The following is a 13,375-nucleotide window of genomic DNA, read 5'->3' on the forward strand; positions in this document are numbered from 1 at the left end:
GAGTATTAGGATGAAGAAACTTCTAGAGGTACCACTCCAAATTAAAATACTGGGACTGGTCATTTCACTTTTACTGATCGTAATAGGGCTGCTTACTTGGATGTTTGCATATAGAGAATCCCAGGAGGACGTTGAGCAAGCGGAAAACTTGGCAATGCAAACCGCCAAGACACTTTCTTATATGCCAGTCATCCAGGATTCATTTCGGGAAAAGGAGCCAGTAGAAAACTTAAGTGCGGTTACGGAACAAATTCGCGATCAGGTTGACGCATCTGCTATCCTAATTGAAAACAGGGATGGACAGATTGTCAGTTTTGTAGGACAAGGAAGCGGTGGTGATGATAGTAAGGACCGTTACCGTGCGCTTGTGTATGGAAGTAATGACCTTATTCATTCTGGGAAAGGGAAGGATGAGGTATTAAAAGGGATCGTACCTGTCATGATCCGCTACGATAATTTTAAAAAAGTGGAAGGTACCGTAACAGTGGAATTTGATATGGAGACCATTCGTAATAAGATTGCGTACGAAATCCGTACGATGCTTGCCCTTTCCGGTATTGTCCTGATCCTGGGTGTTTTCGGGAGCCTTTTTTTAGCGAGAAGTATACGTAAGGATACATTTGGCTTGGAACCTTATCAGATAAGTGCCCTGTTCAGAGAAAGAAATGCGGTTCTTCAATCTGTCAGAGAAGGGATTTTGGCAATCGATCAACAAGGAATCATTACCATGATGAATCAATCTGCCCGGGAATTGCTGGATACTCAGGAAGCCGTTGAAGGAAAAATGGTGACTGAGGTTATTTCCTCTCAGGCAATGTCAGATATGCTCAATACTTCTCTTGAATTCTCTAACATTGAGCTTCAATATAAGGAAAAGATGATGATTGTAAATGCGCAGCCTCTTTTGGAAAATAAAGTGAAGGTAGGTACGGTTTTCAGTTTCAGAGACAGGACAGAAATAAAAAAAATGGTTGATGCCCTTTCGGAAGTCCAACAGTATTCGCAAGACTTAAGGGCTCAGACACATGAATTTAAAAACAAACTATATGTTCTTCTTGGGTTGATCCAATTGGGTAAACATGAAGAGGCGATTACATTCATCAAGGAAGAATCTGATCTGCAAGAATACCAATCTACCATCTTTTTTCAAAGCATTTTAGATGAGAAGGTTCAAGCCATTCTATTAGGGAAAATCGCGAAAGCATCGGAAAAGAAAATAGATTTTCAGATAGATGGTGAAAGTTCGCTTGCTCCACTTCCTGATTTCATAGGGTTTTCACCTCTTATCATCATACTTGGAAATTTGATCGATAATGCATTCGAAGCGGTAATCGATCAAAAGGTCAAGTTCGTTTCTTTTTTTGTGACCGATATTGGGAACGATATCATTTTTGAAATAGCGGACAGCGGAAGAGGGATATCAGGAGTTGATGACCAACTGATACTGCAAAAAGGAATTTCTACTAAAGGCGATCAACGTGGATACGGACTTGCAAATGTAAAAGAAGAACTATCCTTACTTGGGGGATCAATCGAATGGAATTCCCAAAAAGAAGAGGGGACAGTTTTCACCGTAATCTTACCGAAATCAAACGAACAAAAGGGGGATAGATATGATTAAAGTTGTAATAGCGGAAGATGACTTTCGAGTTGCACAAATACATGAAGAATTTTTGGCGAAAAACCACAGGATGGAATTGGTTGGTAAAGCGATGAATGCTAAAGAAACATTGGAAATTCTGCATGGAAAAAGTGTAGATTTGCTTTTGCTTGATGTGTATATGCCTGACCAATTGGGGACTGAATTATTGCATAGAATCAGGGCCGACTTTCCTTTTGTTGACATTATGATGATTACAGCTGCAAAAGATAAGTCATTTTTAGAAAAGGCACTTCGGTATGGAGTCGAACAGTACTTAATTAAACCGGTTACGTTGGAGAAATTTCAAGAGGCAATGAATGCATATATTCAAAAAAAAGTAACGCTTGATTCTGCTGGCGAGGTAAACCAGCAAATACTGGATCAATTCTTTGGTGGGGAAAAATCAAAGGAAGCTGAAAAAAGAAATGATCTTCCCCCAGGAATAGATTATTTAACTCTTCATAAAGTGACTGACATTTTGCAAAAAGAGAAAGAAGGAATAACCTCAGAAAGAGTCGGCGAAAAGATGGGGGCATCCAGGACGACCGCTCGCAGATATCTCGAATATTTGGTGGGAACAAAGGATGCCTCAGTAGAACACGTTTATGGGATTGTCGGCCGCCCTGAAAGAAGATATCGATTGAGTAATGAGAAGATAGTTTGATAGCAGGTCTGGCACAGGTTAAAGGCAATTTCCTTTAATCATATGTGGCAGACCTTATTAGTTTAAAAGAGGAGACCGTAAAGTAGATTTGTTGTGAACAAAATGAACAAAATACCCATAAATTTTTTAAAACACAATATTTTGAAAACGTTTACATAAAGACGTTCGGCAACTAGGATTAAATTAACGTATTTCACCTTTTTGACATGGGGATGATTCGGGTGAGTACAAACAACAAAAAGGGGTGCAGGAAAATATGAAAAAGTATGGATTATTAATGATTATCTGTGTAATGGTTTTGATGACTGCCTGCTCAAGCTCTGCTTCAGGAGGGAAGGAGTTTCCGTCAAAGAATATTGAAATCATTGCTCCAGCCTCTCCAGGAGGAGGATGGGATTTAACAGCTCGTTCGGTACAAAAGGTTTTACGTGACAATGACATTGTAGATAAAAACATCAATGTAATTAACAAACCGGGCGGCGGTGGCGAAGCGGGATGGAAATATCTCGAAACAAAAGACGCTCATTATCTGGCAATCAACTCAAGTTTAGTACTAACGAATAAATTACTGGGACAAAGTGATCTGTCTCATGAACAATTCACGCCGATTGCTACGTTGGCAACAGAATGGCAGGCGCTGGCAGTCCCGGTTGATTCAAAGTATGAATCTGCATCAGATTTATTGGAGCAGATGAAAAAAGATCCAAAATCAATCAAAATCGGGGTTGGTCCAGGACTCGGAAACGATGACCATCTATCATTAGTACAAGCTGCAAGTGAGAAGGGAATTGATCCTACTAAACTGGACTTTTTAGTATATGAAGGCGGAGGAGATGTAGTGACTGCTCTGCTTGGAGGGCATGTAGATGCTGTCACAACTTCTCTATCTGAAGTGAAAGAGCAGCATTTAGCAGGGAAACTGAAGATATTAGCGGTTTCTTCTGATAAACGATTGGAAGGACTTGATGATGTCCCTACTTGGACTGAAGAAGGTGTCGACATGGTATTCCCACATTGGAGAGGCATCATGGGACCTCCTGATATGACGGAAGAAGAAGTTGCATATTGGGATGAAAAAATCGGAGAAATGGTGAAAACAGATGAATGGAAGAAAATGCTTGAAAACAATGATTGGGATGACTTTTACAAGGACAGTAAAGAAACAAAGGAATTCATGAAGGAACAAGAGGAACTATATACAGAACTTGTGAATAGCTCAGGGTTAACGAATTAAACTAATACAGGATTGGAAGGTCGGGAGGAAGGCTGGCTTAGTCTTCTCCCGCCTTATGTTAGAAAGGAGGCTGAAGTGAATGAGAGCAATCAAACTGGGAATGCCGATCTTTTTAATCCTATTAAGCTTCTCTTTTTTAGTAGGTTCCATGAATTTACCCAAGGCAAATCTTGGGAACCCAAATGGTCCGCTTTATTTTCCAATTGGTTTAAGTGTGTTTATGCTGATATTCAGCATCTTCTATTTCTATCAGGAGTGGAGAAGTTTACATGTCCATAATGAGGAAATTAAGTTGTTACTTAAAGACAGAACACCTAGATTGATTGGACTGACAGTTTTATATGGAGGTATCTACGCTTTCATATTTGAACGGATAGGGTTCTTATTTTCTACGATTCTATTCTTGACAGCGTTATTATTCACGGTAAATGGAAGGAAAGTTTTTGTGAATCTGGCTGTAGCAATATGTTTTTCCTTTCTATCATGGTATGCATTCAGCGTTTTATTAGGAGTCAGTCTTCCTTAGGAGGTGAGTAAAATGGATTTAAGCAACTTTATGCAAGGATTAACGACTGCTTTAGAACCTATTAATATTATGTGGGTTGTAATCGGGGGATTTCTTGGAACGATAGTCGGAATGCTGCCTGGATTGGGTCCGGCAACTGCGGTAGCCGTATTAATCCCGATTACATTTGGGATGGAGCCCGTCAGTGCAATCATTTTAATGGCAGCCATCTATTATGGTGCGATGTACGGTGGGTCGAGGAGCTCGATTCTATTGAATACCCCGGGTGATGGATCGGCGATAGCGGCTACATTTGATGGATATCCAATGGCCCAGAAAGGTCAGGCAGGCCAGGCCATGGCCATCTCGGCAGTCGCATCGTTCATCGGCGGGATGATGGCTGTAATCGGGTTTATCTTCCTTGCCGAACCGCTGGCTAGTTTTGCATTGAAGTTTGGTCCTGCTGAATACTTTTTATTAATGCTGTTGACTCTCTCAGCCATTGTTGCTCTATCGGTGGGTAAAATGGTCAAAGGCTTTATCGCCATGTTTCTGGGGTTGATGCTCAGTACCGTTGGTATTGACACTCAAAGCGGAGTCTATCGTTTCACTTTCGGAAGTTCTCATTTAAGTGAAGGAATCGATTTCCTAATCGTCATTATCGGTGTATACGCAGTGGGGGAAGTACTTTACAACTATTTGACGATTGATCAAGTGAAAAAAGAGAAAAAGAAAGTCGGTAAGATCTGGTTTACAAAAGCGCAGTGGAGACGGTCATTATGGCCGATTCTGAGAAGCGGCCCGCTGGGATTCGTGGTTGGAGTCCTTCCAGGTGCCGGGGGATCGATTGCTTCTATGATCAGTTATTCGACAGAAAAGCAAATCTCCAAAAAGCCAGAGGAATTCGGCAAGGGTGCAGTGGAGGGGCTGGCGGCTCCGGAGTCTGCAAATAATGCTGCTTCAGTAGGTGCCATGATCCCGTTATTAACAATGGGCATCCCCGGGTCCGGGACTACAGCTGTCATGCTCGGAGCCCTTGTCATGCTTGGTATGAAGCCAGGTCCTTTATTATTTGAAAATGACCCGAATACTGTGTGGACATTGATCAACAGTATGTTCATTGGAAATATCGCGTTAGTTATAATTAATATCTTACTAGTTGGTCTATTAGTTAAGATTCTTGATACTCCTGCGAAAGTTTTATATCCGGTTATTGTGATTCTTGCTTTTATCGGAACCTACACACTCAGTTACAGTGCAGTGGACTTCTTTCTGTTATTAATTTTCGGAGTATTCGGTTTATTCCTGAAGGTGATGGACTTTCCTATCGCTCCGCTTGTACTGGCATTGATTGTCGGAGCTGATATGGAGCAGAACTTTAGGATGGCAGTACTCTCATCGAATGGAAGTCTGGGTATCTTCTTTGATACACCGATTGCAATTGGATTAACTGTATTAACTCTTTTATCCCTCTTTTATCCATTGCTTATTAAGGTCCTTAAAAAAAGGGGAAGAGATCCTGTTAACCCGATATCAAAAGATATGTAATGAATAGGAGGACAAATAGATGCCAAACCAAAAATCATTTGATTTAGTTGTAGTTGGGGCAGGTAACGCAGCTTTATGTGCAGCCATTTCAGCCCGCGAAGAAGGAGCGGAAGTGTTGGTTCTTGAAAAAGGTCCCAAGCATAAAAGAGGCGGAAATTCATTCTTTACGGATGGGGCGATCAGGGTGGCCTATCATCATTTAGATGATATCCGTAAAGTTGTAACCGATCTCTCGGATGAGGAAGCCGAAGCTATCGTCATGCCGGAGTACAATGAAGATGATTATTATCAAGATATCATGCGCGTTACGAAAGGAGAAAGTCAGCCTGACCTGGCAAAACAGCTGGTTGATCGTTCGTTTGAGACGCTGCTCTGGATGAAAGGGCATGGAGTGAAATTTGAACTTAACTATGATAATCAGTCCTATGAAAAGGATGGCAAACGACAATTCTGGGGAGGACTGCCGATTAAGACCGAAAATAAAGGTATTGGTTTAATGAAGCAGCTTTTTTCCCGTGCAGAGGAGCTGGGGATCGATATCTGGTATGAGACCGCTGCAGTTGAGCTATTAAAAAAAGGTGAAAAAATAAGCGGTGTCGTCGTCCAGCAGGGTGAAAATAGGATGACAGTGGAATCAACCGGGGTTGTTTTGGCTTGCGGGAGTTTTGAAGCAAATAAAAAGCTTCGAAATGAATATATCGGTAAAGAATGGGAAGCGGCAATCGTTCGCGGCACAGAATATAATACAGGTGATGGAATTTCAATGGCAGCAGCTGTTGGAGCAGAGAAGTTTGGTGAATATTCCGGGTGCCATTCAATCGGAACGGATTATCATGCACCAAAAGTTGGTGACTTCAATAAGCCGGGAGATATCTTTAAGAAACATTCCTATCCCCTTAGTATCATGTTGAATAATGAAGGAAAACGGTTTGTAGATGAAGGTGCAGACTTCCGGAATTATACGTACGCTAAGTACGGACGGGAAATTCTGAAACAGCCCGGTCATGTTGCTTATCAAATTTATGATTCCCAAGTACGTCCACTGCTAAGAAAGGAATATGATCTGGAAGAAGCGACCTATTATAAAGGCGGGACTTTGGAGGAACTGGTTAATCAGTTGTCAGTAAATAAAAAGCAATTTCTTCAAACAATCGAAGATTATAATGCGGCAGTACAAGATGGAGAATACAATCCAACTGAGAAAGATGGAAAGAAGACCGTTGGTATAACACCAGAAAAGACGAACTGGGCATTAAAGATTGAAGAAGGACCGTTCTATGCATTCCCGGTAACTTGCGGTATTACGTTTTCATTTGGCGGGTTGCGTGTTAATTCATTCGGAGAAGTTCTGAATAGAGATAATAAACCACTGTCCGGGCTTTTCGCTGCAGGAGAAATGGTTGGCGGAATCTTTTATCATAATTATCCTGGCGGCTCAGGATTGATGTCAGGTGCCGTGTATGGAAAATTGGCAGGTTCCGCTGCTGCTCGTTATGCACTTAGCAATAAGCAGGACTCAAAGATCATTAATTGAACTTGATTGGTTGAAAAGAAAGAAAGTCACCTGTTTTTCGGTGACTTTTTCCTTTGAGTGGTGAATGGGAGTAATGGAAATGAAAAAACAACTCTTACTGGTTATTTCAATCTTTTTATATGGTTTGTTTTTTTCACCTCTTTTTGATTGGGATGAAAAATGGAAGGCAATCGCTGCCCTCATCATCATACAGGTATTATGGATTGGCAAAGTCTTTCCGCTTGCCTTCAGCTCACTTTTGCTGATTTTACTTCTTTCATTTCACTTTTTCAGTTACGAACAAACATTGAGTTATTTTAGTTCGGGTATCGTTTGGCTCTTGTTTTCAACGTTTATTATCTCAACGGCATTTATTAATACAGGTCTTGCGGGCAGGGTTTCCCTCTATATGTTAAAACTCTCCAGGGGTTCCGGGAAGGCATTGATTTTCATCTCTTTTTTACTCATGGTTGTATTGTCTGTCCTTATCCCATCTAATGTAGGGAAAGGGAGCTTATTGTCCTCTGTTCTGGATAGTTTGATGAAAAGTTTAAGAAAAATAGGGGATGTCGGTTATTTAGGCAAATCCCTGTTCATAGGAGTTGCCTATCTAGCTGCGATTTCAGGTGCCTTTGTTGCCACTGGAGCCAGTTCTACTATTTATGCTTTCGGGATCATGAGTGAAGTTTCTCCCACTCTGAACTACTTAAAGTGGTTTGAACTATTTGGGATTCCTGTTTTTCTGTTTATTGTGATCCTATGGGGAATATTTTTAATTGTTTTTCCTCCAGAAAAAATAGACCGTAAGCTGTTATTAACGTTAATTGAGGGGAAGATTGATGAGTTGGGGCCAGTGAGCATCAATGAAAAGAAAATTATGTGTATAATCGCGGGAACCTTGATTTTATGGATTGCACAGCCTGTACATGGGTACTCAATTCCTCAAGTCGGCCTAATGGGTGCTTGCTTTACCGTGTTCCCTTTTGTGGGGGTATGGGATTGGGATGAAGCTAGAAAGTCAATAGATTGGGATTTGATGCTCTTTTTCGCTTCTACATTGATGGTATCAGGGATGTTAATTAGAACAGATACGATTGATTGGATGGCAGCTGGATTAAATGGTATCCTTTCGGGTCATCCACCTTGGGTTGTCATACTTGTCTTAATTATATGCACGAGTGTCATTCGAGTCGTATTCGTGAATATCTTAGGTTTTTTGACAATCATGCTCCCCCTAAGTGTGACGATTGGACATACGATTCCGGATTTATCACCTATGCATATTGCAATGCCGGTATTTCTTGCATGCGTACCTGGATTTTTCCTTGTTACCCAGTCACCTGTACACTTGATTAGCTTCTCATATGGCTATTTTACAGATAAGGACCTGCTACGAGTAGGGCTGGTTGCATCCATTGCATGGATAACCGTCATCTTATGCTCTGTATTTCTTTATTGGTAAGGCTGATACCAATCAAGATGTTAAAGAAGGTATGAACAGATATCTGTTCATACCCCATCCCTATTTAATCAAAGCCCGATTCTTTCTATGCTCCTTCCGCAGAACCGCAGTGTTAAATAACCTTTTTTCCTCCTCCGTTTCAGGAATCACTTTCGGTACAGGCTTTGGCTTCCCGTCTTCATCTACCGCAACCATGGTAAGGAATGATTCTGTCGTCAACGTCTTGATACCAGTCAATAGATTGGTAGAGTACACTTTTACATAAACCTCCATTGAAGTCCTTCCTGTAGAAGTCACAATCGCTTCGAGGCTCAGCGCGTCTCCAACAGTTGCAGAAGAAAGGAAATCAACCGAATCGATCGAAGCGGTGACCACCACGGAACTGGAATGCTTCATGGCTGACAGTGCCGCAATTTCATCAATGAAAGCCAATACCTTTCCTCCAAAGATCGTTTGCATGTGGTTCGTGTCCGGCGGCAGCACCAATTTTGTTTGGATCGTGCGTGAACGTTCAACTGGATAAGCTTGCTCCATCTTTTTTCATCTCCCCATAAGTCTTAAAATTAAAAATGCATCTCCTTTTTGAAAGAAGATGCAGCTATTCCAATCGAACGATTGGGATCCATTGAAATCTCGTTTGTCGTTCCATAAAGCGCAACACCCTCCTATCTCCCGTAGGAACTCTGTGTTCTTCCCGATTGGCAGGTCTCCTGGCTCAGCTTCGTCAACTTCTTATCCCTTCCCGTTCCGAAGACGAAACAGTGGGCTTCATAAGAAATCTCAGCCTTACAGTGGCGGGACCGCGCTGGATTCTCACCAGCTTCCCTTTTAAGAAGAGGGTCTACTGACATCCTCTTCACCAATGAGCAATAATGAAATTGTGAACGCTTTTATTCTACCATATTCGACGTCATTAACATTCATTTTGTCAGAAAAAAGAGAACCTGCTGACTTTTTTACCAATTTTATGAAACCTTTACAGATCCTCTCCCGTAGATAGTCATATAACCAGTTTAATAGCAGAAAAAATATTACTGCAAAAAAATAATAGGGGGTATGTAAGAATGGGTTCTTTAACTGTCATTGGTGTCATTATGATCCTTATTCCTGTATTGATCGTAGCGGCAATTGCGGGAATCGGGTATTATTTCTGGATGCGATTCCGTTACCGCACGGCAAAGTCCAATCAGGCCTTGATCATCACGGGTCCGAAACTCGGGGATCCAGAGAAAGAAACGAATATCTTTACCGATCAGGAAGGACGTTCCATGAAGATCATCAGGGGTGGAGGATACCGTCTGAGACGATTCCAGACCAGCACACCTGTCAATCTTACGTCTTTCCAATTGAAGCTGTCGACTCCGCGTGTCTATACAAACGGAGGGGTGCCGATCGTTGCCGATGCGGTAGCGATGGTCAAAGTGGCCGATACATTAAACGGGATTGCTAACTATGCGGAGCAGTTCCTTGGAAAAGATCAGAAAGAGATTGAAGATGAAATCATTGAGGTTTTAGGAAGTAATCTGCGTGCCATTTTATCCAAAATGACCGTTGAGGATATCAACAGCAACAGGGAGAAGTTTAACGCGGACGTATCTGAAATCGCCCAGAAACAGCTTGATTTGATGGGCTTCAAAATCACTTCTCTCGGATTGACTGACATACGTGATGCCGATGAAGAAAATGGATACTTAAAGAACCTGGGACGCCCGCGTATCGCGGAGGTCCGCAAGCAGGCTGAAATTGCCGAGGCAAACACTGAACGTGAAACGCGTATTCACCGCGCGCAGACGGACCAGGAAGCGAAGGAAGAAGAGTATAAGCGTCAAATTTCCATCGCTGAATCCAAAAAGGAAAAGGACATCAAGGATGCGGCATTCAAAGAAGAAACAGAGCGTGCCCGCGCGAAATCCGAGCAATCGTATGAACTTGAAAAAGCGAAGCTTGCGAAGGAAGTAAAAGAAGAAGAATTGACGCTGCAGTTCTTAGAGCGCGAGCGAGCGGTTAAACTCGAAGCGGAAGAATCGAAAGTGCGTCAAACGAAGGCAGATGCTGAATACTATGAAACGACTCGTAAAGCGGAAGCCGAAGCGCGCAAAGCAGAAATAGACGGAGAAGCAAAAGCGAAGATCCGCAGGGAAGAAGGATCTGCTGAAGCGGATGTCATCAGAGAGCGCGGTAAGGCAGAAGCGGAAGCACGTAAACTTCTGGCTGAAGCAATGGAAAAACACGGTGATGTCATCATTACTGAAAAGCTGATCGAAATGCTGCCTGTTTTTGCAGAAAAGATTGCACAGCCGTTAAACAATATCGATTCTGTGAAAATCATTGATTCCGGTAATGGGCAGGGTGTCCCGTCATTTGGTAAGAGCATTACAAGGACCATGCTGGATATGCAGGAACCATTGAAGGAAATGACCGGCATCGATGTAGGTGAATTATTGCGGTCATATGCAAATAGACGACCAGAGGCACCTTTACAGCCGGCGATTTCTGAATCAACGGCAGAAAAGGAGGCTGCGCCTGCTCTAGACAGCGATCATGAAGGTTCAAATGGTGGAGCGAAAGTAAAGACCAGTGAGGATAATGAAAAGTAAAATATCGTAAATAACAAGCCCGGTGCCCTGTTAATTAACGGAGCACCGGGCTTTCATCTATAAATTACTATTCTGCTTCAACTGAAATATGTCGGAAGCTCTCCACATCAAACAATCCAAGATCAGTGATTTTTAATGAAGGAATTACAGGTAAAGTCAGAAACGACAAGGTAAGGAAAGGATTGAATGTCCCTGTAAAACCTACTTCCGATAAGGCGGATTTTAACTTCATGAGTCCGTTGTAAACGGTACTCGAATCATGATTGGATAGTAATCCGGCGATGGGTAGTGAAAGCGAAGTGATCACTTTCCCATTTTGAACCACAACCAGCCCTCCGTTTATTTCGTTTAAAGATTGTATCGCTTTTAAGATATCCCCATCAGAGGTCCCGACAGCGACGATATTATGAGAGTCGTGAGCCACCGTAGTAGCGATTGCGCCTTCCTTGATCCCGAATCCTTTCACGATCCCTTTTCCGATATTACCGGTGTGTTTGTGCCTTTCGACTACACATATCTTAAGTTGGTCTTTTGTAACCGACGGGGAAAAGGAGCCATCATTCACCTCAATGGTTTCAACTGATTTTATCGTACGGAGCTGATTCGGTATAATTTCAATAATACAGGCTTTATCTGAATGATTAACCGGAATCACGAGATCCCCTTTTGAAATGGGGGGGATGTTTACTGTGTTGGTCAGTGAAGAATCCGGTCCAGGTGCGTGGATGTCCTCTCCTACATATGTTCCAGCCTTTGCCACCAGATTCCCGTTTTTATAGACTTCCGATATTTCAATGGAGTCCAGGTCATCCAAAAGCAGAAAGTCAGCGTCATATCCGGGAGCGATGGCACCTTTATTTGACAAACCAAAGCATTCAGCAGCATTGATCGTCGCCATTCCGATTGCGATAAGGGGATCGAGACCTTCCTGGATGGCCAGGCGTACATTGTAATCAATGCTGCCTTCCCCGATTAAATCATCGAGGTGCTTATCATCTGTACAGAATAAACACCGCCGGGCATTTCTCTCCGTAACGACCGATATGAGTGACGTTAAGTCTTTGGCAGCTGAACCTTCCCTGATCAAAAGATACATTCCGCGTTTCAGGCGTTCTTTTGCTTCTGAAGGGGTATGGCATTCATGATCTGTCGTAATTCCAGCAGATTTATAAATGTTGACTGCATCCGGGCCCAAACCAGCCAAGTGTCCGTCAATTTTCCCCTTTTTCTCAGAAGCCGCAACAATCTTATCGAGAATGGAATCCTTTCCGTTTTGAAGCGAAGGGAAATCCATCACTTCTGCCAGTCCCAATACCCGTTTATGGGAATAAAAAGAATCAAGGTCGCTGGCGGTCAGCTCTGCCCCTGAATTTTCAAAGGGAGTAGCAGGGACGCTGGATGGGAGCATGAAAAAAACATCCAACGGGATATCCTTTGAATTTTCAATCATAAATTCAATCCCTTTCTTGCCGGACACATTTGCAATTTCATGCGGGTCTGTAATGACTGTCGTCACTCCATGGGGTACAACCACTTTACAGAACTCTGCAGGGGTCACCATTGATGACTCGATATGAACGTGGCCATCGATGAAGGAGGGACAAATATAACGATTCCGGGCATCGATGATTTGATTCCCTTCGAATTCTCCAATCCCGACAATGACTCCTTCTGATATGGCAAGGTCACCTTCGATGATTTCCCCATTAAATACATCGATGATCTTCCCGTTTTTTATCACGATGTCCGCTGGTACTTCGTGATTCGCAGCAGCAATTCGTTTCTTTAAGGATTGTTTTTCGAGTTTCATATGATTATTCCCCCTTCAAATCTTCTACTATTTGATGTTTATTTTTATTATCGTGTTAAACACCACTGTCATTCCGTGTGCGAAATTCGCTTTCCGCAAATTCCCCCGCACATCCCAACAAAAATAAAAACCCTTGATAGACCAAGGGTTTGACATAAAAGAGGAATAATCATTGTGAAAAGGGCATAAAGAAGCTCTTTTTCCTCTCGTAGTCAAACCATTTACGGCAGTTTGGTAGAAACTTATGGACCATATTTCCAAGATTATACGAGTGCAAACATGCATTTAGTATTTAAATATTAGATAACATTCTATACGCACCGGTTCAAAGCTGTCAATGCTGATTTATAAAGAAAAAACCCTTTCAGGCTAAAAACTATTTTGCTGAATGAAGCAGCTA

Annotated in this window: 10 protein-coding genes and 2 riboswitches; of the genes, 8 read left to right on the plus strand and 2 right to left on the minus strand. The window is 42.3% G+C overall.

Going from position 1 to position 13,375, the window contains the following annotated elements; genetic code table 11:
- Positions 1–10: 10 nt before the first annotated feature.
- From ACUXV2_RS03850 to ACUXV2_RS03880, 7 genes are all read left to right on the plus strand, one after another.
- Positions 11–1,621 carry a sensor histidine kinase gene (locus ACUXV2_RS03850; protein WP_446245749.1) on the plus strand — a complete coding sequence of 537 codons (1,611 nt, stop codon included), beginning with the start codon at positions 11–13 and terminating at the stop codon, positions 1,619–1,621.
- Entirely contained in the window at positions 1,614–2,306 is a 693-nt protein-coding gene (locus ACUXV2_RS03855; protein WP_446245750.1) for a response regulator, read from the plus strand. The genes ACUXV2_RS03850 and ACUXV2_RS03855 overlap by 8 nt, the downstream gene beginning before the upstream one ends.
- A gap of 256 nt (positions 2,307–2,562) precedes the next feature.
- Positions 2,563–3,540: a tripartite tricarboxylate transporter substrate binding protein gene (locus ACUXV2_RS03860; RefSeq protein WP_446245751.1), complete on the plus strand. Its 978-nt coding sequence runs from the start codon at positions 2,563–2,565 to the stop codon at positions 3,538–3,540.
- A 79-nt stretch (positions 3,541–3,619) separates the two neighbouring features.
- Entirely contained in the window at positions 3,620–4,066 is a 447-nt protein-coding gene (locus ACUXV2_RS03865) for a tripartite tricarboxylate transporter TctB family protein (RefSeq protein ID WP_446245752.1), read from the plus strand.
- 12 nt (positions 4,067–4,078) lie between these two features.
- Positions 4,079–5,593 carry a tripartite tricarboxylate transporter permease gene (locus tag ACUXV2_RS03870; protein ID WP_446245753.1) on the plus strand — a complete coding sequence of 505 codons (1,515 nt, stop codon included), beginning with the start codon at positions 4,079–4,081 and terminating at the stop codon, positions 5,591–5,593.
- 19 nt (positions 5,594–5,612) lie between these two features.
- Positions 5,613–7,127: an FAD-dependent tricarballylate dehydrogenase TcuA gene (tcuA, locus tag ACUXV2_RS03875; protein WP_446245754.1), complete on the plus strand. Its 1,515-nt coding sequence runs from the start codon at positions 5,613–5,615 to the stop codon at positions 7,125–7,127.
- Between the two features lie 79 nt (positions 7,128–7,206).
- Positions 7,207–8,568: an SLC13 family permease gene (locus tag ACUXV2_RS03880; protein ID WP_446245755.1), complete on the plus strand. Its 1,362-nt coding sequence runs from the start codon at positions 7,207–7,209 to the stop codon at positions 8,566–8,568.
- Between the two features lie 60 nt (positions 8,569–8,628).
- On the opposite strand, the gene ACUXV2_RS03885 is transcribed toward ACUXV2_RS03880, so the two are convergent.
- Complete coding sequence (locus ACUXV2_RS03885; RefSeq protein WP_446245756.1) at positions 8,629–9,102, minus strand: acyl-CoA thioesterase; 474 nt, start codon at positions 9,100–9,102, stop codon at positions 8,629–8,631.
- 149 nt (positions 9,103–9,251) lie between these two features.
- A riboswitch (cobalamin riboswitch) is annotated at positions 9,252–9,447 on the minus strand.
- Positions 9,448–9,632: 185 nt separating this feature from the next.
- Between ACUXV2_RS03885 and ACUXV2_RS03890 the strand changes: the two genes are divergently transcribed.
- Positions 9,633–11,165, plus strand: a complete 1,533-nt coding sequence (locus ACUXV2_RS03890; protein ID WP_446245757.1) for a flotillin family protein — start codon at positions 9,633–9,635, stop codon at positions 11,163–11,165.
- A 67-nt stretch (positions 11,166–11,232) separates the two neighbouring features.
- Here the strand turns inward: ACUXV2_RS03890 and ade are convergent, their stop codons facing one another.
- The gene (gene ade, locus ACUXV2_RS03895) at positions 11,233–12,975 is read right to left on the minus strand and encodes an adenine deaminase (protein WP_446245758.1); all 1,743 of its coding nucleotides are present in this window, start codon (positions 12,973–12,975) and stop codon (positions 11,233–11,235) included.
- 189 nt (positions 12,976–13,164) lie between these two features.
- Positions 13,165–13,266: riboswitch (purine riboswitch) on the minus strand.
- Positions 13,267–13,375 lie beyond the last annotated feature (109 nt).

Source organism: Rossellomorea sp. NS-SX7 (assembly GCF_052828565.1).

Coding starts and splice junctions, on each gene's coding strand:
- ACUXV2_RS03850 (WP_446245749.1), top strand. CDS start 11: ATGAAGAAACTTCTAGAGGTACCACTCCAAATTAAAATACTGGGACTG.
- ACUXV2_RS03855 (WP_446245750.1), top strand. CDS start 1,614: ATGATTAAAGTTGTAATAGCGGAAGATGACTTTCGAGTTGCACAAATA.
- ACUXV2_RS03860 (WP_446245751.1), top strand. CDS start 2,563: ATGAAAAAGTATGGATTATTAATGATTATCTGTGTAATGGTTTTGATG.
- ACUXV2_RS03865 (WP_446245752.1), top strand. CDS start 3,620: ATGAGAGCAATCAAACTGGGAATGCCGATCTTTTTAATCCTATTAAGC.
- ACUXV2_RS03870 (WP_446245753.1), top strand. CDS start 4,079: ATGGATTTAAGCAACTTTATGCAAGGATTAACGACTGCTTTAGAACCT.
- tcuA (WP_446245754.1), top strand. CDS start 5,613: ATGCCAAACCAAAAATCATTTGATTTAGTTGTAGTTGGGGCAGGTAAC.
- ACUXV2_RS03880 (WP_446245755.1), top strand. CDS start 7,207: ATGAAAAAACAACTCTTACTGGTTATTTCAATCTTTTTATATGGTTTG.
- ACUXV2_RS03885 (WP_446245756.1), bottom strand. CDS start 9,102: ATGGAGCAAGCTTATCCAGTTGAACGTTCACGCACGATCCAAACAAAA.
- ACUXV2_RS03890 (WP_446245757.1), top strand. CDS start 9,633: ATGGGTTCTTTAACTGTCATTGGTGTCATTATGATCCTTATTCCTGTA.
- ade (WP_446245758.1), bottom strand. CDS start 12,975: ATGAAACTCGAAAAACAATCCTTAAAGAAACGAATTGCTGCTGCGAAT.